The organism is Pseudomonas fontis, from assembly GCF_028656955.1.
Classification (GTDB): domain Bacteria; phylum Pseudomonadota; class Gammaproteobacteria; order Pseudomonadales; family Pseudomonadaceae; genus Aquipseudomonas; species Aquipseudomonas fontis.
On record NZ_JAMDGY010000015.1, the window covers coordinates 1 to 22,561 of the forward strand.

The 22,561-nt window shown below is 63.6% G+C and carries 14 protein-coding genes; 7 read left to right on the plus strand and 7 right to left on the minus strand.

What is annotated here, in order from left to right; all coding sequences use genetic code 11:
• Window positions 1-549 precede the first annotated feature (549 nt).
• The 5 genes from M5G11_RS05725 (at window position 550) to M5G11_RS05745 (ending at window position 8,941) form a co-directional block, all read left to right on the plus strand.
• The gene (locus M5G11_RS05725) at window positions 550-2,007 is read left to right on the plus strand and encodes a sensor histidine kinase (RefSeq protein ID WP_273910057.1); all 1,458 of its coding nucleotides are present in this window, start codon (window positions 550-552) and stop codon (window positions 2,005-2,007) included.
• A gap of 181 nt (window positions 2,008-2,188) precedes the next feature.
• Window positions 2,189-4,948, plus strand: a complete 2,760-nt coding sequence (locus tag M5G11_RS05730) for a multicopper oxidase domain-containing protein (RefSeq protein ID WP_273910058.1) — start codon at window positions 2,189-2,191, stop codon at window positions 4,946-4,948.
• 11 nt (window positions 4,949-4,959) lie between these two features.
• Window positions 4,960-5,943: an SCO family protein gene (locus M5G11_RS05735; RefSeq protein WP_273910059.1), complete on the plus strand. Its 984-nt coding sequence runs from the start codon at window positions 4,960-4,962 to the stop codon at window positions 5,941-5,943.
• Window positions 5,944-6,051: 108 nt separating this feature from the next.
• Window positions 6,052-7,524, plus strand: a complete 1,473-nt coding sequence (locus tag M5G11_RS05740; protein WP_273910060.1) for a sensor histidine kinase — start codon at window positions 6,052-6,054, stop codon at window positions 7,522-7,524.
• Entirely contained in the window at window positions 7,514-8,941 is a 1,428-nt protein-coding gene (locus M5G11_RS05745) for a sigma-54-dependent transcriptional regulator (protein ID WP_273910061.1), read from the plus strand. The genes M5G11_RS05740 and M5G11_RS05745 overlap by 11 nt, the downstream gene beginning before the upstream one ends.
• Before the next feature lie 122 nt (window positions 8,942-9,063).
• Here M5G11_RS05745 and M5G11_RS05750 read toward each other — a convergent pair whose 3' ends face one another.
• From M5G11_RS05750 to M5G11_RS05760, 3 genes are all read right to left on the minus strand, one after another.
• On the minus strand, window positions 9,064-10,260 hold the full coding sequence (locus tag M5G11_RS05750; protein ID WP_273910062.1) for a hypothetical protein: 1,197 nt from the start codon (window positions 10,258-10,260) through the stop codon (window positions 9,064-9,066).
• An 84-nt stretch (window positions 10,261-10,344) separates the two neighbouring features.
• Window positions 10,345-10,812, minus strand: a complete 468-nt coding sequence (locus M5G11_RS05755; protein ID WP_273910063.1) for a VOC family protein — start codon at window positions 10,810-10,812, stop codon at window positions 10,345-10,347.
• A 187-nt stretch (window positions 10,813-10,999) separates the two neighbouring features.
• The gene (locus M5G11_RS05760) at window positions 11,000-12,619 is read right to left on the minus strand and encodes an NADP-dependent glyceraldehyde-3-phosphate dehydrogenase (RefSeq protein ID WP_273910064.1); all 1,620 of its coding nucleotides are present in this window, start codon (window positions 12,617-12,619) and stop codon (window positions 11,000-11,002) included.
• 139 nt (window positions 12,620-12,758) lie between these two features.
• On the opposite strand from M5G11_RS05760, the gene M5G11_RS05765 reads away from it, so the two are divergent.
• Window positions 12,759-14,987: a putative bifunctional diguanylate cyclase/phosphodiesterase gene (locus M5G11_RS05765; protein ID WP_273910065.1), complete on the plus strand. Its 2,229-nt coding sequence runs from the start codon at window positions 12,759-12,761 to the stop codon at window positions 14,985-14,987.
• Here M5G11_RS05765 and M5G11_RS05770 read toward each other — a convergent pair whose 3' ends face one another.
• A complete protein-coding gene (locus tag M5G11_RS05770) occupies window positions 14,988-19,418 on the minus strand; it encodes a dermonecrotic toxin domain-containing protein (protein ID WP_273910066.1) in 4,431 nt (1,476 codons plus the stop codon).
• A 119-nt stretch (window positions 19,419-19,537) separates the two neighbouring features.
• On the opposite strand from M5G11_RS05770, the gene M5G11_RS05775 reads away from it, so the two are divergent.
• The gene (locus tag M5G11_RS05775; RefSeq protein ID WP_273910067.1) at window positions 19,538-19,732 is read left to right on the plus strand and encodes a hypothetical protein; all 195 of its coding nucleotides are present in this window, start codon (window positions 19,538-19,540) and stop codon (window positions 19,730-19,732) included.
• 157 nt (window positions 19,733-19,889) lie between these two features.
• Here the strand turns inward: M5G11_RS05775 and M5G11_RS05780 are convergent, their stop codons facing one another.
• Genes M5G11_RS05780 through M5G11_RS05790 form a run of 3 tightly spaced genes read right to left on the minus strand, consistent with a single transcriptional unit; the run spans window position 19,890 to window position 22,530 of the window.
• Window positions 19,890-20,690, minus strand: coding sequence for a carbohydrate deacetylase (locus M5G11_RS05780; RefSeq protein WP_273910068.1), 801 nt, complete (start codon window positions 20,688-20,690; stop codon window positions 19,890-19,892).
• A complete protein-coding gene (locus tag M5G11_RS05785) occupies window positions 20,662-21,837 on the minus strand; it encodes a GNAT family N-acetyltransferase (RefSeq protein WP_273910069.1) in 1,176 nt (391 codons plus the stop codon). Before M5G11_RS05785 ends, M5G11_RS05780 begins: the two co-directional genes overlap by 29 nt.
• A gap of 3 nt (window positions 21,838-21,840) precedes the next feature.
• Window positions 21,841-22,530, minus strand: coding sequence for a GNAT family N-acetyltransferase (locus tag M5G11_RS05790; protein ID WP_273910070.1), 690 nt, complete (start codon window positions 22,528-22,530; stop codon window positions 21,841-21,843).
• Between the last annotated feature and the right edge of the window lie 31 nt (window positions 22,531-22,561).

Below are 22,561 nucleotides of genomic sequence, written 5' to 3' on the forward strand. Positions count from 1 at the left end.
CTCCTCAGGAAAAGTGAGAACCTCAGCAGTGTAGACCTGAGGTTCTCGCCGGGCTGACCATCTCATTAACGCCCAGCCCCACCATTCGGCCCTACGCTTCGCTTCGGGTCCCTTCACTCCGGTGCCGTTAAACGGGCCCGCGGACACAAGTTGCTGCGCAACTTGCACGCCTCGCGTCTTCGGCTTACGCCGAAGGGGGCTACGCCCCTGCCCGTTTAACGACACCTGCGTTCAGCCTCTGGAAGACGGGGCGCTCAGATCAAAATCAAGGGCAGATCAAGAGCAACGGCACAATTCGCTTCGCTCTTGCTCTGCAGGCTGTGAACGCAACTGTCGTGCGAAATTTTGTAGCCGCTGCCGTCAGGCTGCGCTGGAGCCCGAGAGGGCTCCCAAAGGCGGCGCCTACTATGCAGGCGAGCGCAGCCTGACGGCAGCGGCTAGAGGCCCCGCACAAAACGAATAAGCCCCCCAAACAGCAGCCTCCCCAGATAAGGGCCCAACCCCCAATCCTGGGCTATACCTAACAGCAACCGGGCCCGGGAGTACGCCATGAGCACCGATCAGACCCTGGAATCAGCCACACTGCGCACCGCCAGCACGCCGGTAGCCCCCGAGCGCCCGGCTTTCAACCTGCTGCGCTGGTACGCCGTGGTCAGCCTGGCCGTGATCGTCAGCGTCGCCGTTGGCCTGGGCCTGATCTCCAGCCGCTTCGTGATCAACGAAAGCGTCGAACGCGACGCCTTGCTCACCGCCCAGTTCATCCAGTCAATCGCCTCAGCCGAAGTGCGCCACGTCGCCATTCCCAACATCCGCACCATGGGCGAACTGCTCGACCCACGCCTGGACGAAGCCTTCCCCGACGTCACCCCCGAATCGCGCCGTAGCGCCCGCTGGGAGTTCCTCGACCACATCGCCCACCTGCCAGACGTGCTGCTGGCCAATATCTACGCCCCCGACCGCACGGTGATCTGGTCCACCAACCCGGCCCTGATCGGCAAGCTGATCGACGCCGACGAAGACCTCGACCATGCCTTCGACTACAAGGTCCGGGTCTCGGCCAGCTACCACAACATCGACGATGCCCGCAGCGAACAGAAATTCATCGTGCCGCCACAAAACCTGTTCATCGAAAACTACATCCCGCTGTTCGACAACAGCGGCGAACACGTCACCGCCATGGTGGAAATCTACAAGGAACCCCGCGACCTGATCGAACGCATCGAAAACGGCCTGCTACTGATCTGGCTCGGTACGGCGCTAGGGGCCGGGGTGGTGTATTTCAGCCTGTACCTGATCGTGCGCCGGGCCGCCATCTTGCTGGCCGTGCAGCAGAAACAACTGATCAACAACGAAACCTATATCGCCCTGGGCGAAATGTCCTCGGCGGTCGCCCACAGCCTGCGCAACCCCCTGGCAAGCATCCGCTCCAGCGCAGAATTGGCGCTGGAATTCGATGACGGCGCCGCCCACAAGAACATCAACGACATCATCTTCCAGGTCGACCGCATGTCGCAGTGGGTGCGCGAGCTGCTGCAATCGTTGCGGCCACTCACTGACGAGCTTGAGGAGGTCGACCTGCAGCGAGCTCTGCGCGAAAGCCTGAACGCCTATCGCGCAGCACTCGATGCCGCCCACATCACCCTGCAGGTCGGCGAGCTGCAAGGCCTGCGTGTGCTCGGGCAAACGGTGATGCTGGTGCAGGTGTTCAACAGCCTGATCGCCAACGCGCTCGAAGCCATGCCCGATGGCGGCGAACTGCGCCTGGAAGTAGCGCGCCAGGAGCGCAAGGTGCTCAGCCTGCGCCTGAGCGACACCGGCAAGGGCATGAGCGGGCCGCTGCAACGCATGGCCTTCAAACCGTTCTTCACCACCAAGCAAGGTGGCTTGGGCGTTGGCCTGGTACTGGTGAAGCGCATCATGGAACGCTTCGGCGGCTCGGTACGGCTTAGCAGCCGTGAAGGCGAGGGCACCTGCGTGCTCCTGACCTTCCGCGTGCCCCCCCGTTAACGGGGGATTTTCCCCAGAGCGGGTACCCCCCCATTCGCTAGCCGCTATCACCAAGGTATTAATTCACAAGGTAAAATCAGCGCTGACATATTCAGTCACAGTTTTGGCCGGGTAATTGCTTTTTAACATTACCGACCGCCATTTCGGAGTGACTGCCATGTCCAGATGCAGACCTTACTTGATGTCTATCAGCGCCGTTGCCGCGATGGTCTTGGCATTCGAGCTGGCGGCCAGCCCGATTGATGACGTCGCCCCACCCGAGCCAAACGACCCTTCTCACTTCAACGATCCCCCGGCAGATCCCGCCGCCGCGCTCAACGAGCTGCCAAGCTTGCCCGAGGCCAACGTCGGCGCCTTCGACCTGCCCGATGGCATCGAGGGCGACCGCGATACACCGCGCAAGGAAAACGGCCTGCCACCGGCGCAGCAGACGAGCTTCAACTACCCCACCAACGGCAAGCCCAGCCCGCTGTTCGGCGCCCAGCCGTTCACCCAGCAGTTGCTCCTGTTCGAAGAATTCGGCCCGGCGCGGCTGGACCCGACCACCCCGGCAGGCCCGCTGAGCTTCCCGGCCCCGAGCATCGGCCCGGCGCCCCAGCAGGACCCCGCCAGTGTCGCCCGTAGCACCCCGGCCGGGCCCTTGCTGGATGCCTTCCTCAAGCAACCGGGCTTGACCCCGTTCCCCAGCCAGTTCGCCAACGTGGTCGACCGCAACCCCTGGCAGTCGCAGATCGAGCTGTTCCTCAATCGTCACATCGCAGCCCCGGCAGAGGGCCGCCCGCCTGGAAAGGGCTGGTCGCACCAACGCTGGAACGAGTTCTACCCCCAGGCCGCGTACAAAACCGCCCAGGCCGGGGCACGGATCAATGGCGGCCTGCGTGACGGCGCGCAAATGCACCACTACGCGGTCGGCGAGTTCGGCCCGGGCGGGCTGTATTACAACACCGCCGGGCAAACCAACACCCAAGGCACCACCAAGGGCGTGGACACCCGTTTCCACCCGAGCATGCCGCTGCAGGATCACAAATCGGTGTGGACCTTCGACGGCACCCTGCCGCCCAAGCTGCTGATGGTGCGCTATGGCCAGCCGGTGTTGATGCGTCACTACAACGCCTTGCCCATCGACCCGTCCGCCAACCATGGCTTTGGCCTGCACACCATCAGCACCCACGAACACAACGGCCATGCACCGGCCGAAAGCGACGGCTATGCCAACGCGTTCTTCTTCCCGGGGCAGTATTACGACTATCGCTGGCCGATCCAGCTGGCCGGCTACGACAGCATCAACACCCGCGCCGAAGACCCGCGTGCAGCGTTCCCCTGCGCGCCAGGTGAAACCCTCTGGGTGAACGACGCCAACCCAGGGCTCAAGACCTGCGACCACGGCAGCATCCGCATCCGTGGCGATTACCGCGAAACCATGAGCACCCACTGGTTCCACGACCACATGCTCGATTTCACCGCGCAGAACGTCTACAAGGGCAACGCGGCGATGATGAACTACTACAGCGCCCTGGACCGTGGCAACGAGGCCGTCGATGACGGGGTCAACCTGCGCTTGCCCAGCGGCTCGGCACTGGCCTGGGGCAACCGTGACTACGACGTCAACCTGGTGATCGCCGACAAGGCCTGGGATGCCAATGGCCAGCTGTGGTTCAACCCGTTCAACACCGACGGCTTTCTCGGTGACCAGATCCTGGTCAACTGGCAGTACAAACCGAACCTCGACGTGCGCGCGCGCAGTTATCGCTTCAGGATCCTCAACGGCTCGGTGTCGCGTTACCTGAAGCTGGCACTGGTCCGCGAAATCAAGGGCAGCAGCGGCGAGTTCCAGGGCCCCAAGGGCTCGGGCCTGTCGTATGCCCGCGTGCCGTTCCACCTGATCGCCAACGACGGCAACATCATGGAACACAGCGTGCCGTTCGACGGCAGCATGGACCTTGATGCCGACGGCGACAAACAGAACCACAACGCCATCCTGCCGACCCAGGGCATCGCCGAACGCTTCGATATCATCGTCAATTTCGCGAAGAACGGCGTCAAAACGGGCGACAAGCTGTACCTGCTCAACCTCAAGGAACACGACACCGGCAAGGGCCCGAAAGACGACATCGCCCTGGCCGACGCGTTGTCGGAGAAATACCTGGCAGCCATCAAGCAATCGAGCAAGGGCCCGCAGTGGGACAAGGGCGACCCGGCCGTGGGCAAGGTGTTGCAATTCACCGTCAAGGCCTACAGCGGCCAGGACCTGGCGATGGACCCGGCGCTGTATGAGCCGGCCAAGCCCGGCAAGGCCATGGGCAAGATCATGATCCCGCTCAAGCTGCACCGCGACGACCCGGCCGACCAGGCCAGGCTGGCCCAGGCCCGGCACCGCACGTTCATCTTCGGGCGCTCTGATGGCTCCGACAAGGTGCCGTGGACGGTCAAGACCGACGGCGGCTTTGGCTACAACATGGACCCGCGCCGGCTGAGCTCGGCGGTCCAGTTGGCCAGCGGGCCGACGGATGCCGGCAGCAGCGGCTTCGGCACCTTGGAAGTGTGGAAGATCCAGAACGGTGGCAACGGCTGGAGCCACCCGGTGCATGTGCATTTCGAGGAGGGCATCATCCTCAGCCGCGGCGGCAAGGCGCCGCCCGAATGGGAGAAATGGGCGCGCAAGGACGTCTACCGGATCGGCAGTGAAAAGGACGGCACCGACTCGGTGGAAATGGCGATCAATTTCCGCGAGTTCGCCGGCACCTACATGGAGCACTGTCACAACACCCAGCACGAGGACAACTCGATGCTGCTGCGCTGGGACATTGAGCACCCCGGCCAGTTCCAGATGATGCCGACGCCACTGCCCAGCTGGGACGGCGTGAAGTACATCAACTCCGCTGCGCTGCCGACCTGGCGCCTGGGCGACGGGTTTGGTCCACAGGTCAAGGTGAAGAACTGAAGGGGGCCGTCATGGGCAGGCACGTATACAGGCTGGCGGCATGGCTGTGCGGCGTTGCGCTGTTGGCAACGGCCGCCCGGGCGGACGAAGCGCAAACGCCGTGGGGGCGTGACTACTTCCCCAACACCGAACTGGTCGACCACAACGGCCGTACCGTGCATTTCTTCGACGACCTGATCAAGGACAAGGTCGTGGTGGTCAACTTCATCTTCACTGGCTGTGGCGATTCCTGCCCGCTGGAGACCGCGCGCTTGCGCCAGGTCCAGCAACTGCTGGGCGAGCGGGTCGGGCGTGAAGTGTTCTTCTACTCGATCAGCATCGACCCGCTGTCGGACACGCCCGAGGTACTCAAGGCCTACGCCGACAAGTTCAAGGTTGGCCCCGGCTGGCTGTTCCTCACGGGTGAGTTCGAGCAGATCACCCAGCTGCGCCAGGCGCTGGGCCTGTTCATCGAGGGTATCGACAACGGTCGCAATCGCGACCACAACCTCAGCCTGATCGTCGGCAACCAGGCCACCGGCCGTTGGATGAAGGCCTCACCCTTCGAGAACCCATGGATTCTCGCCGACCAGTTGGCCAACAGCTTGCAGAACTGGAAACAGCCCAGCGGTGGCGAGAGTTACGCCCAGGCTCCGCAGATCCGCCCACCCAGTCACGGCGAGGAGCTGTTTCGCACCCGCTGCGCAGCCTGTCACAGCCTCGGGCCAACTGACGGCCAGACCACCGGCATGCGCGCCGTAGGCCCGGACCTGCTCGGGGTGACCACGCGCCGTGAGCCCGCCTGGTTGAGCCGCTGGATTCGTGAACCGGATCGCCTGCTCGCCGAACAGGACCCGCTCGCGCTGGAGATGTTCGAACGCTACAACCAGGTGAGGATGCCCAACCTGGGCCTGAACGAGGCCGATACCCAAGCGCTGATCGATTTTTTGCAGGCCGAACAGGACCGACAACTGAAGCTGAGTAGCCAGCAGGCCGGCACGCTTACCTTGCAGTGAAGGTAAAGTGCTATCACCGTGCGTCGCGTCATAGCTAATCATGTCCGCTGACCACGCCGCGCTGCGCTATAAGCTTTTAAAGCAAGCATCCCACCAGGAAATCTTCCGATGCAGATGCTCAATAACGATAAGGTGGCCCGCGAGGCCCCAACAGACCAGCCGTGGGCCCGACCGCAGCGCCAGTTCAACCTGCTGCGCTGGTTCTCGCTGGTCAGCCTGGTGATCATCGCCTCGGTGGCTGCGGGGTTGGGCTATGTCTCGACCGCGTTTGTCGTGCGCGAAAGCGTCGAGCGCGACGCCATGCTCACGGCGCAGTTCATCCAGGCAATGGCCCAGGCCGAAGTGCGCCATGCGCGTATTGCGCCCGGCGTGACCATGGGCGAGTTGCTCGACCCACGACGCGACAGCAGCCATCCGGAGGTCGCAGCTGATGTCGCCGCCAGCGCCCGGGTCGAGTTTCTCGAGCATGTCGAACACCTGCCCGATACGCTGCTGGCGAATGTCTACGCGCTGGACCGGACCATCGTCTGGTCGACCAACCCGCAATTGATCGGCAAGAAGATCGAGGCGGACGAAGACCTGGACGAGTCATTCGAGTCCAGGGTGCCGGTGTCGGCCAGCTACCACAAGGCGGACGATGACCGTGACGAGCAGAAGTTCCTGCGTGAGCCGGACTACCTGTTCATCGAGAACTACATCCCGATGTTCAGCAACGACGGCACCAAGGTCGTGTCGATGGTCGAAGTCTACAAGGAGCCCCAGGACCTGGTGCGGCGTATCCAGCGCGGCTACGTGCTGATCTGGAGCAGCACGATCATTGGCGGGATCCTGGTCTACCTCGGCCTGTTCTGGATCGTTCGCCGCGGCGCCGGCATGCTGGCCACGCAGCAGACGCAACTGATCGCCAGCGAAACCTTTGTCGCGCTGGGGGAAATGTCCTCGGCGGTGGCCCATAGCCTGCGCAACCCCCTGGCGACCATCCGTTCCAGCGCCGAACTGGCCCACGAAGTGGCCAGCCAGCCGGCGCAGAAGAACATCGACGACATCATCAGCCAGGTTGATCGCATGTCGCGCTGGGTACGCGAACTGCTGGTGTCCCTGCGCCCGGTGCATGACGACGCCGAGGCAGTCGACTTGTTGGCCAGCATCGACGACACCCGTGCAGCCTTTGCCCCACAGCTCAAGCGCAACGGCGTGCAGGTCGAGATGCAGGCGCCCGACAGTGCCTGGGTGGTCAGCCAGCCGGTGTTGCTCACGCAAATTCTCAACAGCCTGTTTTCCAATGCACTGGAAGCCATGCCCAGCGGCGGGCGGCTGAATATCGAGGTGACCTTGCTGGCCGGCGGGCGGCAATTGCACATGCTGCTGAGCGACACCGGCAAGGGCATGACCCAGCAACAGGAGCGCATGGTCTTCAAACCGTTTTTCACCACCAAGCAGGGCGGCCTGGGGGTCGGCCTGGTGTTGGTCAAACGCATCATGGAACGATTCGGCGGCGCGGTCAGCCTGACCAGCCGCGAGGAGGAGGGAACCCGTGTCAGCCTGACGTTCAATGTGGTGGGAGGGGATCATGGAACATAGCATTCTGGTGGTCGAGGATGACGAACTCCTTGCCGAGAACATACAGACCTACCTTGAGCGCAAGAACTTCGAGGTCACCGTCTGCCACAGCGCCGAGGAAGCCCTCGAGCTGTTGCAGCGGGTGCAGCCCGATGCAGTGCTCACCGACAACTCGCTGCCGGGCATGAACGGTCACGAGCTGCTGCGCATCCTGGTGGCCAAGGCGCCGGAGCTCAAGGTCATCATGATGACCGGCTATGGCAACGTCGAGGATGCGGTCACCGCCATGAAGGAGGGGGCTTTCCACTACCTGACCAAACCGGTGGCCCTGGCCGAGCTCAAGGTCATGCTCGACAAGGCCCTGGCCACCGAGCGGATGGAACGGACCTTGTCCTTCTACCAGGAGCGCGAGGCGCAAAAGTCCGGGGTACAGGCGCTGCTGGGCGAGTCGCTGGCGATGCTTGATCTCAAACACACCATCGGCCAGTTGCTGGAAGCCGAGCGGCGCATGACCGGCGGGGATCTGCCGCCGGTGCTGGTGGAGGGCGAGACCGGCACCGGCAAGGAACTGGTGGCGCGCGCCCTGCATTTTGACGGGCCGCGTAGCAAGGGGCCGTTTATCGAGTTCAACTGCGCATCGATCCCGGCCAACCTGCTGGAGGCGGAGTTGTTCGGCCACGAGAAGGGTGCCTTCACTGACGCCAAGGACCGTCGGGTCGGCCTGGTGGAGGCGGCGGACGGCGGCACCTTGTTTCTCGACGAGATTGGCGAGATGGACCTGCTGTTGCAGGCCAAGCTGCTGAAGCTGCTGGAAGACCGCACCATCCGCCGGATCGGCGCGGTGAAGGAGCGCAAGGTCGACCTGCGGATCATCAGTGCGACCAACTGCAACCTGGAGCAGATGGTGCAGCAGGGCAAGTTCCGTCGGGATCTGTTCTTCCGCCTGCGGATCATTGCCATCAAGGTGCCGCGTTTGTATGCGCGAGGTGAGGATGTGCTGCTGCTGGCCCAGCATTTTCTCGGGCTGCATGGCAAACGCTATGGCAAGTCGAAATTGCGCTTCAGCCCCGAGGCGCAGGAGCTGCTGCTGAATTACAGCTGGCCGGGCAATGTGCGGGAGCTACGCAACATGCTCGAGCAGACTGTGCTGCTGACGCCGCATGAGGTCATCGCGGCCAACCAGCTGAATGTGTGCATGAGCCTGGTGGATGAGCCGCTGGACCTGCCAATGCAAGCCTTGCATGAGTCGCGGGCGGTGCCGGAGGGGCTGGAGTCGATGAACCTGCCGGAGGTGGAACGCGACATGGTGCGCAAGATGCTCGACCGTACGGACTGGAACGTGACCAAGTCGGCGCGCCTGTTGGGGTTGAGTCGCGACATGCTGCGCTATCGGATCGAGAAGCTGGGGCTTACCCGGCCAGACAAGCGACAGTGGTGAGGCTATCGCCGGCAAGGCCGGCTCCCACAGAACAGCAATCCATCGCCGGCCCCAGCTTCAAGGCACTTTGGATACCTGTGGGAGCCGGCTTTGCCGGCGATGAGGCCTACACAGTCGACGGACTACTCCCGCCCGCGCATGAAGAACCCCGCCACATACTTGCGAAACGTCTCCAGGCTCTTGAAGTCGGCAAAGCGCTTGAAGGTCTCGGCATCCGGTTCCGGCCCCAGCGGCTGCTCGGTGAGCGACACCGAAAGCACCCGGTCCTGATCGGAACTGAGCACCAGCTCATCCATTACCTGCCCACCAATCACCGGCCGGCGCATGATCACCCGCACACCCTTGCTTGCCATCCAGTCGATCAACGACATGAGCATTTTCAGCGGTTCGCGCTCTTCCTCCCGGTACACCGGGAACATCTGCCCGCGTGACAGTACCGGCACGCTGGCGACATGGATCAGTTCATAGAAATGGCTACCCGCCGTAGCCGGCGAATAGATCGCCAGGGCCAGCAGCGGCCCCGGCGTCTTGCTGCCACCCCACAGCAAGTGGTGGCCCTGAAAATCAAAGCCGTCCTCGCTGCGCTCATTGAACACCTTGCGTGCCTTGATCTGGCTGACGCAATCAAGCATCAAGCCATGCCGGCGATGATTGCCGAACACCGTGGACTCCCGTAGCCGCGCCTTGAGCATCATCATGTGCTTCATGTCCAGGCGGGTTTCCAGGTAGTTGCTCGCCGGCACGCGTTCGATCAATGGGTAACGGTTGGCCACGCTGCGCAGTTCGCTGAACTGCGCGGTGAGGTCTTTTTTCAGGTGTGTGGCGTAGACGTTCAAGCCGCTGGCTTCGATCAATGTCAGTAGCAGCGAGAGCAAGCGATGCTGCTCGCGCTTGTCGCCCGCGCCCGCAGTGTCGGCCCCCCCGGCCTCGGTAACGCGCTTGAAGTCGCCGATCAGGCGCAGCGGTGTATCGGGTGGCAGCCAGGCTGCCGGGGCGCTGTCGAGGTCATCATGGCTGTCGGCCGTGTCGCGCTCATCCTTGATGAAGGCGCAGTGTGCGGCATGTTCGGCAGTGCCCGGGTTGTTCTTCAGGAACAGCGTGCCGGTATGGCTGTTGAGCGTGACGTTGAGGACCGGCATGGCCTTAGGCTGACAGTCGCAAGCCAGCCAGTGCCCGGCGGCGCGCACCTTCATCAGCAGCTGATTGGCTTGCAGCAGGCGTGGCCCTTCCAGGGTGCCCTGGGCAAAACCGCGCAACAGTTGTTCTTCGGCGGGTGTCAGTGTGCGCACCAGCGCGGCGTTTTTTTCGATGATTCGCATGGACTATCCTGGCCAGCCTTCCTTTGCCTGCCACCTTAAATCAAAGCCCGGCTGGCGACCATGGGTGCCAGCCGGGCAGGGGGCTTAGCCTTGGGCGCCGCCGAACATTTTCGCGGCGCGTGCGCGGATCTCTTCCACGCTCAGGTCTTCCTTGTGGGTGGCAATGAACCAGAGGTTGCCGAACGGGTCTTTAACGCTGCCGCTGCGGTCACCGTAGAACTGGTCTGTCACGGGGCTGTCTTGTATGGCACCAGCCTTGATGGCCTGGGCGAAGGTGGCGTCGACATCTTCGACGTACAGGTGCAGCCCGATGCCAGGTTTTGCCTGCTCCTGGTTGCCGAGTGAGCTCATGTCACAGGGTTCGGCAAGCATCAGCGATGAATCGCCGATTTTCAGCTCGGCATGGCCGACCCTGCCGTCGGGGCCGTTGAGACGGAACATCTCGATGGCGCCAAAGGCCTCTTTGTAGAACTCGATGGCGATGTGGGCGCCTTTGATGCCCAGGTACGGGGTGATGCTGTGCTGCCCTTCGGGGATTGGTTTGACGGCCATTTTGTGGGTCCTCCTCAAGATCAAGCGGGGTAGGTGGCTTGTGCAAACCCTATGGGAGCTGGCCTTGCCAGCGATATCGCCGGCAAGGGCGGCTCCCACAATGGTGTTGCAGTTAACTGTATATTTGTACAGTTTTGGCGTTTACGCAAACCGAAAATTCACCCCACATGACCAGCGGTACACCCCCTCAGAAAATGTAGTCGGTGGTCAGGAAGCTCGACTCGCGGTTGCGGATGATCTCGCTGATCAACTGCTTGTTGCTCTCCTGGAACTTGGTCGCCACCAGGGTGCGGATCGAGAACACGCGCAAGGCATCGTGCACCGACAGCGTGCCCTCGGCCGAATTCTTGCGGCCATTGAACGGGTAGGTGTCCGGGCCACGTTGGCATTGGGCGTTGAGGTTGATCCGGCCGACCTGGTTGGCGAAGGTGTCGACCAGCCGGCCAACATCGGCGCTGTTGGTGCCAAAGATGCTCAACTGCTGGCCAAAGTCCGAATCCAGCACGTAGTCGATCACCGTCTGCAGGTCGCGGTAAGGCACCACCGGCACCACCGGGCCGAACTGCTCCTCCTGGTACACCCGCATCAGCGGGCTGACCGGGTACAGCAGCGCCGGGTAGAAGAACGAGCCCCGGCTTTGCCCACCCCCGGGGTTGAGTACCCGCGCGCCTTTTTCCACGGCATCGTCAACCAGGCCCTTGAGGTAGTCGATTTTCCCCGCTTCCGGCAGCGGGGTCAGGCTGACCCCGGGCTCCCAGGGCATGCCCGGCTTGAGTGCGGCAAGCTTGTGCTGGAATTTGTCGAGGAAGCTGTCGACCACCTGTTCATGCACGAAGAGGATCTTCAGCGCCGTGCAGCGCTGGCCGTTGAACGACAGCGCCCCGGTCAGCGCCTCGTTCACCGCGTTGTCCAGGTCTACCTCAGGCAGCACGATCCCCGGGTTCTTCGCATCCAGCCCGAGTGCCGCGCGCAGGCGGTGTGGGCGCGGGTGGAGTTTCTTCAGGTCGCTGGCGGCCTTGTTGGTGCCGATAAAGGCGAACACGTCGATCTTGCCACTGGCCATCAGCGCGCTGACGGTCTCCCGGCCACGGCCGTAAATCACGTTGATCACGCCTGCCGGGAAGCTGTCGCGGAAGGCCTCCAGCAGCGGGCGAATCAGCAGTACACCGAACTTGGCCGGCTTGAACACCACGGTATTGCCCATGATCAGTGCCGGGATCAGCGTGGTGAAGGTCTCGTTCAGCGGGTAGTTGTACGGGCCCATGCACAGGGCCACGCCCAATGGCGCGCGGCGGATCTGGCCGAGGGTGTCCTGTTCCAGCTCGAAGCGGCTGGAGCGACGGTCGAGTTCCTTGAGGGCGCCGATGGTGTCGACAATGTAGTCGCAGGTTCGGTCGAACTCCTTTTCCGAGTCCTTGAGATTCTTGCCGATTTCCCACATCAGCAGCTTGACCACGGCGCTGCGCTGTTCACGCATGCGCGCCAGGAACGCTTCGACGTGCTGGATGCGCTCGGCCACGCGCATGTTCGGCCAGGCCCCACGGCCCTTGTCGTAGGCGCGCACGGCGGCGTCGAGGGCGGTGAGGGCGGTGTCGGCATCGAGCAGCGGGGCGCTGCCGAGGATCACCTGCTGCTCGGCGCTGTCGGTTTTCAGCCACACCGGGCTGCGCACCGTGGCCAGCGGGCCGTCCCAGCGCACCAGTTGACCGTCCACCAGGTAGTCGCGTTGCTCCAGCGGGTCGCCCAGGCGGTAGGCTTCGGGGATGTCGTTGGCAGCGGGAAACAGCGAATCAAGCAGACCAGTCATAACGCAGCACCTCTTTTTCTATCGATGGGTGAAACGGTTCAGCCCGAGCATAAACCCAGCTTGCGAAAAAAAGCCAGCCTCACTCAATATTGTCGGGAGCACGCCGATAAACCGGTAATCCGTTGCGAACTGCTGGCGTATGACAATAAAAATCCTCGCGCTAGATGATAGTCAAATCCTCCCGGCGCCCCTGCGCAAGTCGCTGTATCGGCTGCTGCCGGTCGGTTTTGCGCTGATCGGCATCGGCCTGTCGGTGGTGCTCGGGCACCTGGATATCACGCGCCAGGAAAGCGAGCTGGTGAGCAATGCCAGCGCGCGCCTGTCTGGTGTGCGTGCCAGCCTGGAGGCGCAACTGCGCACGGCCTTTGGCGAAACCGAAGGCATCGCCCAACTGATCAGCGCCGACGGCGAGATCACTGCGGAACATTTCCATGACATGGCCCGCCAGGCCATCGCCTCAGCGCCTTACCTGCGGCATATCTCCCTGGGCCCGGGGGACATCATTTCTGATGTCTACCCCATGGCCGGCAACCAGAGCGTGCTGGGCATCAATTACCGGCACCTGGCCGATCAGTACCCCATGCTGCAGCGCGCGCGGACGATTCACGGCCCGGTGCTGGCCGGGCCGGTGGCGTTGTATCAGGGCGGCCGCGCGCTGATCTACCGGCGCCCGGTGTTTCTCAAGGGCCGCAAGGGCGTGGAGTTCTACTGGGGCAACGTGTCGATCGTTGCCGACATCGACTCCTTGCTGCGTGTGGCCGGGATCGACCAGGACAGCAGTTTCGACCTGGCCTTGCGCGGCGCCGACGGCAGGGGCGCCTCGGGCGAGATGATCTGGGGCGATGCCAAATTGTTCGACCAGACCTCGGTCACCCTCAACGTCGATGTGCCGGGCGGGCTTTGGCAGCTGGCCGCGACGCCCCGTGGCGGCTGGCCGACGATGAGCCTGTTCGCCTCGCCGCTGTTCCTGTTTGCCCTGAGCTGCACTGGCCTGTTCAGCGTATTTGTCGCCCAGCTCAATCGCAATAACCGCCTGATCAAGCTGCGCAATCGCGAGCTCAAGCAATCCCAGGCACAGCTGGAGCGCCTGGCGCATTACGATGCGGTTACGGGCCTGGCCAACCGCGTGCTGTTCCGCCGACGTCTGCAACAGCTGACCAATGAGACTGGCCCGGCGCTGGCCGTGCTGGTGCTCGATATCGACGGTTTCAAGCAGGTCAACGACAGCCTCGGCCATGCCATGGGCGACCTGATGCTGGAGCTGGCCGCCCGGCGTTTCACCCAGACCCTCGGCGCCCATGACACCGTGTGTCGCCTGGGCGGTGACGAGTTCGCCTTCATCTTGCGCAATGTCGATGTACCCGGTTCGGTGCGGGTGCCGGTGGAGGCCTTGTTGCGTTGCCTGCAGGCGCCGTTCGACCTCAAGGGTAATGCGGCGCTGGTCACCGGCAGTATCGGCGTGGCCCTGTACCCGCAGCACGGGCAGAGTTGCGACAACCTGCTGCGCCATGCCGACACGGCGATGTATGCGGCCAAGGAAAGCGGACGCAATGCCTGGCGGGAGTACCACGGCCAGATGACCGAGCGCCTGCAACAGAAGCTGGCCCTGGAAGGGGCCTTGCGTCGGGCGCTGGAAAACAACGAATTCGAGATGTGGTACCAGCCCAAGATCGACCTGTTCAGCGGCCGCCTGGAAGGCGCCGAAGCCTTGCTGCGTTGGCGTGACCCGACCCAGGGGCTGATTTCGCCTGCCGAGTTCATCCCGTTGGCGGAGCGCTCCGGGCTGATCATCCCACTGGGCGAGCGCGTGCTGGAGCTGGTGTGCAGCCAGGTGCGGCGCTGGCGCGACAGTGATCTGCTGTTCGGCCCCATCGCGATCAACGTGGCGGCGGTGCAGATCGAGCGCAGCGACTACGTACGCAGCCTGCAACAGGCACTGCAACGCCATGAACTGCTACCCTCGGTGCTGGAGGTGGAAATCACCGAGAGCCTTTTGATGGAAAGCCAGCAACACGCCTGTGACGTACTGTTGCGCCTGCAACAGATGGGCATTGCCACGGCGGTGGATGACTTCGGCACGGGCTATTCGTCGCTGGCCTATTTGAAGTCGTTGCCCATCGACCACCTGAAAATCGACCGGGCATTCATCAAGGACCTGCCAGGTGATGACAGCGATGTCGCCATCACCCGCGCGGTGATCGACCTGGGCCATGCCCTGGGCTTCAGGATCACCGCCGAGGGCATTGAGACAGAAGAGCAGTATGCGTTCCTGCGCAATGCCGGTTGTGACCAGGGCCAGGGCTTCCTGATGGGGCGGCCGATGCCGGTGGCGCAGTTCGAACAATGGCTGGCCGCCCGCCAGGGTTGATCACCAACTGAGCAGGGTGCCCTCCAGTACGCCACGGGTCAGGCTGCGCAACAAGGCGTCGGTGTTCTGCGTGAAGGCATCGCGCAGGCGCCGGGCCTCGTTGACATAGTCACCCTCGCTCAAGGTTTCGGCGTGCTCAAGCTCGGCATCCAGGGTGGCGCGCAGGGCGTCAAAGCGCGCGCTGTAGCGCTGCTGCAGCCAGTCGACCCAGCCGCTGTAATGGTATTCCTCTTCGGTATCGCGCACGAACAGTGCATCCAGCCCCTGATCGTTGGCCGGGCTCAGTTGCAGCAGCCGCTCGCGCAGTTGCTCCCGCCACTGAGCGGTGAGCGGGGCCTCCAGGCCGTCGGCCAGGTCCAGCGTGACCCGCTCGTCAGGCGTGGGCGCCAAGGGCAGGTCCAACTCGGGGTCTTGGGCCAGGTGTTGCAGGGTCCACTGGTTCAGCTCTTCCAGGGCAGTGTCTTCGACAAAATCGGGCAGCGCCTGGGGCAGGGCGAAGGCCACTTCATTCTCGCGCACCAGGCGGGTGTAGACGCGCAGCAGGGTTTGCGCGCGGGCCTGGGGTTCGGGCTCGGCCATGGCGCGGTCGACCTCGAAGCGAAACTCCAGCTCCAGCAAGCCGCCGGCATCGATTTGCAGGGCGCGCTGCATGGCGCTGGGGTTGCTGTCCATCCACGCCAACAGGCGCCAGTAGCGCCTGCGGCTGGTGGCCGGCGCCGCGAGGTATTCGTCGGTTTCGTAGAGTTCGCGCAGGCCGCGTCGATAGCTGATCGGCAGGCGTTCCTTGAGGCGTCGCCAGAGTGCCTGCTGCGCTGGCGTGGTGCCGTCGAGTAGGCCTTCGTAGTCAACTTCGCCAACCAGCAGATCGACACCGTGCGCAGTGAAGTAGTCGTCGATGTGTGTCAGCGCGGTTTGCCCCAGCGGGTTCTGCTCCAGGCGCAGGGCTTCGCCGACAGCCTGGGGAAACTGGAAGTCGGCGGGTAGATCACTTATTTCATTTTCGGTCAGGTCGATGACCAGTGGATCGACCAGCGCTTCAAGGCCTGCCGGCAGCGCTTCCAGTTCACAAGCGCACAGGTCCAGGTATTCCAAATGGGGTAGTGCGCTGAACTGCGGCGCACGTTGCAGCGGGTTGATCGACAAGTCGAGGGTCTGCAAGGCGTTGTAGCTGTCCAGCACCGGCTGCTGGTCGGGGCTCCAGGCGATACGGTTGAAGGACAGGTCCAGGCGTTTCAACTGTGCAGTCGGAACACTCGGTATCCGGGTCAAGTTGCAGCGCGTCAGGGAGAGGCGCTGAAGTGAAGGGAAGTGCTGGATGAACGTTTGCGGCAGGTCGGCCAGGGGATTGTTGCTGAGGTCCAGGTCGTGCACCTCGGCCAGCGTCTCGGACAGTACGGGAAAGCTCGCCAGGTCCGCCTCGGTCAGGCCTAGCCGCGCGAGCTTGAGGCGGACACCGGATGCGCCCGAAGGCAGCACCTGCAGGGAGATGCGCTGCCAGGCACGGACCAGCTCGGTGGCCACGGATTGCCGGCGTTCGAGGTTGCCGCTCCAGGCCTGCAGGTTGGACTGCAAGCGGGCCAAACGGGCTTCCAGGTGCTGGAGTTCCTCGGTGGGCAGTTTGTTTTCTGCCGTCCAGCGCTCGATAACCGCCTGCGCCTCGGCTTCGCTGGTGGCGGGGTACAAGGCGCGGTAGCGGGTCATCACTGAAGGTGCATCCGCCTGCGCAGCGGGGTAGCCCTCAGCCTGGTCCATGCCGCCGAGCAGGCGCCCGCTATCGGGCCAACTATCAGGACGATGCGACCATAACCACTGCGGCAACTTGTTGCGGTGGCTGGCACTGAAAGCCTTGATCTGAGACAGCAAGGCTTCCGGTTGTTCAAGGTTCAGCCCCAGTGCCTGGCGCCGCGCTTCAGGCAAGGCATGCAGCAGGGCGCGCGGCAGGTCGTTGTCCAGCGGGTTGACCGCGCGGGTTTGCAGCGGGTGCGCGCCGTCATAGGCACGATAGCCATCCAGCGACTTCACGATGACCCTGCGTTCGGCCGCGCCCGCTGGCCCCAGGCGCGTGAGCAGCGGGCCCTGCGGGGTGCCTGCGCGCAACTCCAGGCAGACCTTGGGCGACCAGCCCGGTAGCCGGCCCAGGCAGGTGAACAGCAGGCGCTCGCTGTCGGCACTGGCCAACGCCGGACAATACGCGCCTTCCAGGGCGCGGGTCAGCGGCAGTTCGCTGGCGATCTGCGCGGCGTTGTCGAGCAGGGTGGCCGAGGGCTCGCCAGTGGCCATCCAGTGCGCGCGCTCTGAGGCGCTCAGCAAACGGTTTGCCAGCGGTTTGCTCAAGCGTGGGGCGTGCAGTTGCAAGGTCTCGCGCAGTGGGTCTTCGGCAATGCCTGCCTGATAGAAGCGCTCGAACAGCGTTGGATAGGCGGCGGTTTCGTCAGGGAGTGCGCTGGCCGCTTGGGCCTGGCGGTCGGCGCTGATCCTGTCCAGGCTGTCACTGAGCAACAGCGGCGGTGCTTCATTGTCCAGGTGCATCTTGCGCAGCCTGTCTTGCGAGGTGCCGCTGATTTGGCAGGCCTGGTCGAGTTCGGCATCGCTGAAACTGTCCACCGAGTGGCCGATGCGGCGCAGCAGTTGTGCCCGTGTCCAGCTCAACGGGCGCTCATGCACCTGGCGCCAGGCGCCCCGGCCATTGTGTTCAAGGGGGGGCTGGAAGGCCTCGGCACGTGCCGGATGGCGCAGCTGCCATTTGCCGGAAGCCTCATCAAACGCTTGTTCATACAGTGCCCCATCAAGGCGGATGTAGTAGCGCTCACCCAGTTGGTACTGGCCCAGGGCATTGGGCTGCAACTCGGCGGGGAGTTCAATGCTGCAGCGGTAAGGTGCGAGGTCGGGCTTCCACAGGCGAGCACTGCCGTCGGGGCGCTGCACTTCGACCAGGCTGTCCATCAGTTTCGGGTTCGCCAGTTTGCCGGCGAGGTGGCCGGCTACACCCATGCCGCCGATTACCGCGACATTCAACGCCACGCCTTCCAGGTGCGCCATGGCGGTGTCGATATCGCCGTCTTGCCAGGCTTCGACGCCCTCGATCACTTCGTCCAGCAGTTGCACGGCGGTCACCGCCAGCATGATCTCGCCCAGGCCCGGCACAAAGAATGCCGCCAGATTCAGCAGGTTCAGGCCAATGCTCTCCCAGTAGGCCAGGCGCGCCTTGCGGGTGGCTTCATCGACGTCGGCAGTGGGCACCGCGAGCAGCCGGGCGTCATCCTGGATGCGTTGCACATGGCGGTCTTGCAGGGTGCCAAAGAGGTCTTCGCCGAAAGGCAGCAAGCGCAGGTGCAGATCTGCATCGCCATCCGCGACCCACTGCGGGCTGTCCTCGTCCGAGGGGGCGCCTTGCAGGTTGCGCTTGAGCACACTGAAGAAGTGTTCCTGTTGGCCTTGCGGGACGAAGCGGCTGAAGAACGTGCGGTACTGGGGGGAACACAGGCTGGTCTTCAGCTGGGTTTGCAGGGCCGTCAGGCTTGAATGCTCGCTCAGCGGGTGGTCTGCACCTGGCAGGTAGAGCAGCACGCTGGCGCCTGTGGCCGAGGCGTGGTCGACCAGCAAGGCATCGTGCAACGGCACACCGAACAGGCTCAGGCTCCAGCATTGCCCTGGGGTGTCGCCCAGTACGGCCAGGGCGCGTTCCTGGGCGGGGCCGTCTATGTTGCCGTGGACACGCGCCAGGTGAATGCACAGGCGCAGGTTGTCTTTGCTGGCGTTGATCGACAGGGCGCGCAGTCGGTCGCGGTTTTCAGGGGCCTCGTATACCTGTTTCAGGTGTTGCTGGTATCGCCCGCCAAGGTCGACGCTGCGACAGCTTCGGGCGAAATCGGCAGGTGTCAGTGCCAGGCGGCTATAGCGGTAGTTGTAGGTCGCGGTACTGCTGTTGTAGTTGGGGATCAGGCTGAAACTGCCGGGTGGGGTCAGCGCGCTTTGTGTTTCGAACTCGATGTCTTCCTCGAAATTTTGCAGCGCTGCCTGCAACAGGTTGTGCACCTTGTGGTGCAGTCGGTAGGACAGGGCCCACCAGATGAACTCACGTTCGAACACCACCAGTTCACAGGTGGCAACCGGCAGGCTGAAGCGGTGGACGGTGTGCAGATGGTCTTGCAGCAATGGCTCGGCAAAGCTGCGCAGGCCTTGCAGGCCGCTGAGTTCGCGGGCCAGTTCGCGTTGCGAGCGGCGACAGGCAAGCTGGCTGTCGAGCACCGCCTGGCGCCAGTCGGGTGGGGCATTGGCCAGCCAGTCGGCCGGTTGTTGCGCGAGCCCCTGGGCGGGGCGTTGGCTGTGGCGCAGTTGCTGCCAATGGTGGGCGTTCAGGTGGCGGGCCCAGTCGGGCAGTTGTCGTTCTAGAAAGGCGCGGTGGATGTCAGCGGCGGCAGTGTTGGCCATGGGTGTGCTCCGGTGAGGTGGGCCTCACAGGAGATGCAATCGAGGGTTGGGCGAGGTGGTAGTTATTGCGTGGTGGCCGGCTATAGTGAAGGGGTCGTCCTTTTGCCGAGCATGTGCCTATGAGCCTGATCAGCCGCGAAGTCTGGTGGTTCCAGCCACCCAAGCCAGGTCAGACCGAAGCCGATCTGAAGTGGGGGTTTCTGGAGATCTACAGTGACCGCACCGCCGCATTCATCGATGAGCGCCCGACGCCCGAGCAGTTGGCGACGCGCAAAAGCTGCCGGTATTTTCCGGCAGAGGATGAGCCTGAGTAGATCCTGCTGGGTTTGCAGTGCCGCTGATACCTGTGGGAGCTGGCCTTGCCAGCGATTGATTGCGCAGCAATCACAGGTATTGTGCTGACTGCACCGGCCTCATCGCCGGCAAGGCCGGCTCCCACAATAAATCAGGAGGTCTTGCTGATAATCCCATTCAAACCTTCTCGCCAAGCAGACCACTTCCCACTGGTGTTGCAGTAAGCACGCCATACCCCACCCGCGGTACCCCGGCCAAACGCTGTTCGAGCAACGCCTGCAACGACTCGCCAGTACCCAGATACGCATCACCAAAGTCATGGCTGCCCAGCGCACTCGGATGCGCAACAATCTCCAACAGCCCATCAGCCGGCGCCAGCCCGTCACGCAGGTCCACCGGGGTGCACACATAGTCCGCCGTTGCCCCGGCCAACTGCCGCAAGCGCCGGTTGAGCAAGCGCTTGAATACTCGCTTGGCCGGGTTGATGTTGTGCCCCAGGTTGCGCGCCAAGCGCACCGGCACGCCTTCACGCGCGGCAAACCGCGCAACGATTTCGCCAATTGGCCAGATGTTGTGCACATGCTGGTGCGAGTCCAGGTGGCTCGGCATCAAGCCCAGGTTCAGGCAATGCTGCCACTGCGCGGCCAGTTCCTCTTCCACCGCCTCACGTGCCGCACGGCCCAGGCGCAGGCACTTGCGCGACACCCCCAGGTCGAACTCGCCACTCGCCGTGCAGAACTGTGGCAACTGGCCGATGGCTTTGCTCAGCGGCCGGCCATAGGTCAGGTTGAAGTGCAACCCGACCCGCCCGCGCAGCGCCGGTTGCTGGGCCAGGGCACAGGCCGCCTTGAACGCCGGCATGTTGGCCATGGCGGTGGCCGAGCTGATCAAGCCGCTATGAAAGGCTCGCAGTATCACGGCATTGGTGTGTTCGCTAAGACCGAAGTCGTCAGCGTTGACTATGACCCGGGATGGCATCCTGGCGCTCCTGTTGGTTGGACGGCGGGGTACTGGGCACAGCCGGCGAGGCGACCGCTCGCGCCTGTCGAGCCTTGAACCAAGGTTTGAGACGCTGCCAGAGACGCAGGGCCAGCCCCAGGCACAGCCCGCTGGGTCGCCAGCTGTAGAAGCTCTGGCGCCAATGCTCAACCTGCCCGGTCATGCGCTCATGCAACTGATGGCTGGAGTTCTCCAGGCTGACCCGCGAGGCGTCGATCCACTGCCAGCCCTCGTCGAGCCCCCAGTCAATCCACTCCTGCAACAGCGCCCGGCCACTGCCCAGGTCGGCGTATTGCGGGATGAACGCCAGGTTGTAGTCGTACAGCCGACCACGCTCCAGCAGCCCGAGCCGGTAGCTGATGCAACGCCCATCCAGCTCCAGCACCACCAGGCGCAAACGGCCATCGGCCGCCAGGGCGGCAAAGGCCTGGAACATCCACTGGCGCTGCGCCGGCAGGCTGAAAATGCCGACACCGTCGTCGCCTTTCCAGCTCACGGCCTCGACCGCACTCACTGCTTCCAGCCACTGCAAGGCGTTGTCGGCAGTCGGGGTCACCCGGCGCACCTGCGCGCCCAATGCGGCAATACGCTTGCGCGCGCGGCGCAGCTTGTAGCGCGGGTCGCCACTGACTTCCTGGCGGTCCGCGTCACTGAGCTGATGCACCGGTGCCCGGCAGGCCAGGCGCTGCTCGAAGGTGGAGCTGCGCTGTGCCCAGCACTGCAACCATGGTGATTCCCCGGTGACCTCACTGAGTTGCAGCAACGCATGGGGCAGCTTTTGGCGGATCGCCTTGAGCACCAGCGTCGCGTTCAACGACGACAGGTCCATCAGCAAGCCGATGCGATCACTCATCGGGTAGCCCAGATGGCGTACCACCCGAAACGTCAACGGCCCCTGTCGCTCAAGGCAGACGATCAGCGGCAGGCACAGGCACAGCCGCCCCGCGTCATGGCCCAGCAAGATCTGCAGGCTCTGGTCGGCGGGCAGCGCCTGTTCGGCGGCCTGCAACCAGGCCAGGCTGTTGAACGGCGTGGCATCCGCCACCGCCTGACGCAACTGCTCGTAGTCGGCGGCGGGGAAGTCGTCGCAACGCAGCGAGGTGCGCCAGCTCAGGCTCGGCTGCATGGCTCAGGCCACCGTGGCCGGTGCGTTGCTTGGCGCCGGTTTGCGCAGGGCATCCAGGCGCGAGCCGCTGTAGCGGGTTTCGCGGAAGAACTTCCAGCGCCCGAACAGGCAGTACACGTGGGTCACCCGGCCCTGTTCCTTGTAGCCCATGCGCAGGTGCAGCTTGAGCGCCGGGATGTTGTGGGTTTCGCAAACATCCACCACCTTGTCGCAGCCCTGGGCGAGCATGGCCTTCCACAGGTCCAGTTGCAGGTCCACCGACAAGGTAGTACCCCAATAGGCGCGGGTCAGTTCGCCGCCGAATTCGAAGAACTCCCCGGGCTCCACCGGGAACCAGCACCCGTAGTAATGGCGGTCGTGGTAATGGCGCATGCTGCCCCAGATGAATGCCACCACGTGACCTTCGTCATCCAGGTGCATGACCCCGGTATGGCCCTCGGCGGCCAGCTCGCGCATGGTCTCCACGCGGTCGCCGAAGTTTTTCGCGAAGGCTTGCACGTTGTGCACGGTAATCGCCGTGCTGCGAGTGGGCGGGTAGGGCTTGAGCGAATGCGGCGGCACCGGGCTGACCAGGTCACGCTCCATCCACAGCAGTTCCCAGTGATAGAAGAAGTAATGCTTGAACGCGGTGTTCAAGGTTGCCCGCAGGCCTTTCTGGCGAATGCGTTGTTTTAGCTGAATCAAGGAACTCATGTTGCCTCCTGGATCGTGCAGGGAATATAAC

Bases quoted from the DNA above. Each gene is read 5' to 3' on its own strand.
- M5G11_RS05725 (WP_273910057.1), top strand. From the start codon at position 550: ATGAGCACCGATCAGACCCTGGAATCAGCCACACTGCGCACCGCCAGC.
- M5G11_RS05730 (WP_273910058.1), top strand. From the start codon at position 2,189: ATGTCTATCAGCGCCGTTGCCGCGATGGTCTTGGCATTCGAGCTGGCG.
- M5G11_RS05735 (WP_273910059.1), top strand. From the start codon at position 4,960: ATGGGCAGGCACGTATACAGGCTGGCGGCATGGCTGTGCGGCGTTGCG.
- M5G11_RS05740 (WP_273910060.1), top strand. From the start codon at position 6,052: ATGCAGATGCTCAATAACGATAAGGTGGCCCGCGAGGCCCCAACAGAC.
- M5G11_RS05745 (WP_273910061.1), top strand. From the start codon at position 7,514: ATGGAACATAGCATTCTGGTGGTCGAGGATGACGAACTCCTTGCCGAG.
- M5G11_RS05750 (WP_273910062.1), bottom strand. From the start codon at position 10,260: ATGCGAATCATCGAAAAAAACGCCGCGCTGGTGCGCACACTGACACCC.
- M5G11_RS05755 (WP_273910063.1), bottom strand. From the start codon at position 10,812: ATGGCCGTCAAACCAATCCCCGAAGGGCAGCACAGCATCACCCCGTAC.
- M5G11_RS05760 (WP_273910064.1), bottom strand. From the start codon at position 12,619: ATGACTGGTCTGCTTGATTCGCTGTTTCCCGCTGCCAACGACATCCCC.
- M5G11_RS05765 (WP_273910065.1), top strand. From the start codon at position 12,759: ATGACAATAAAAATCCTCGCGCTAGATGATAGTCAAATCCTCCCGGCG.
- M5G11_RS05770 (WP_273910066.1), bottom strand. From the start codon at position 19,418: ATGGCCAACACTGCCGCCGCTGACATCCACCGCGCCTTTCTAGAACGA.
- M5G11_RS05775 (WP_273910067.1), top strand. From the start codon at position 19,538: ATGAGCCTGATCAGCCGCGAAGTCTGGTGGTTCCAGCCACCCAAGCCA.
- M5G11_RS05780 (WP_273910068.1), bottom strand. From the start codon at position 20,690: ATGCCATCCCGGGTCATAGTCAACGCTGACGACTTCGGTCTTAGCGAA.
- M5G11_RS05785 (WP_273910069.1), bottom strand. From the start codon at position 21,837: ATGCAGCCGAGCCTGAGCTGGCGCACCTCGCTGCGTTGCGACGACTTC.
- M5G11_RS05790 (WP_273910070.1), bottom strand. From the start codon at position 22,530: ATGAGTTCCTTGATTCAGCTAAAACAACGCATTCGCCAGAAAGGCCTG.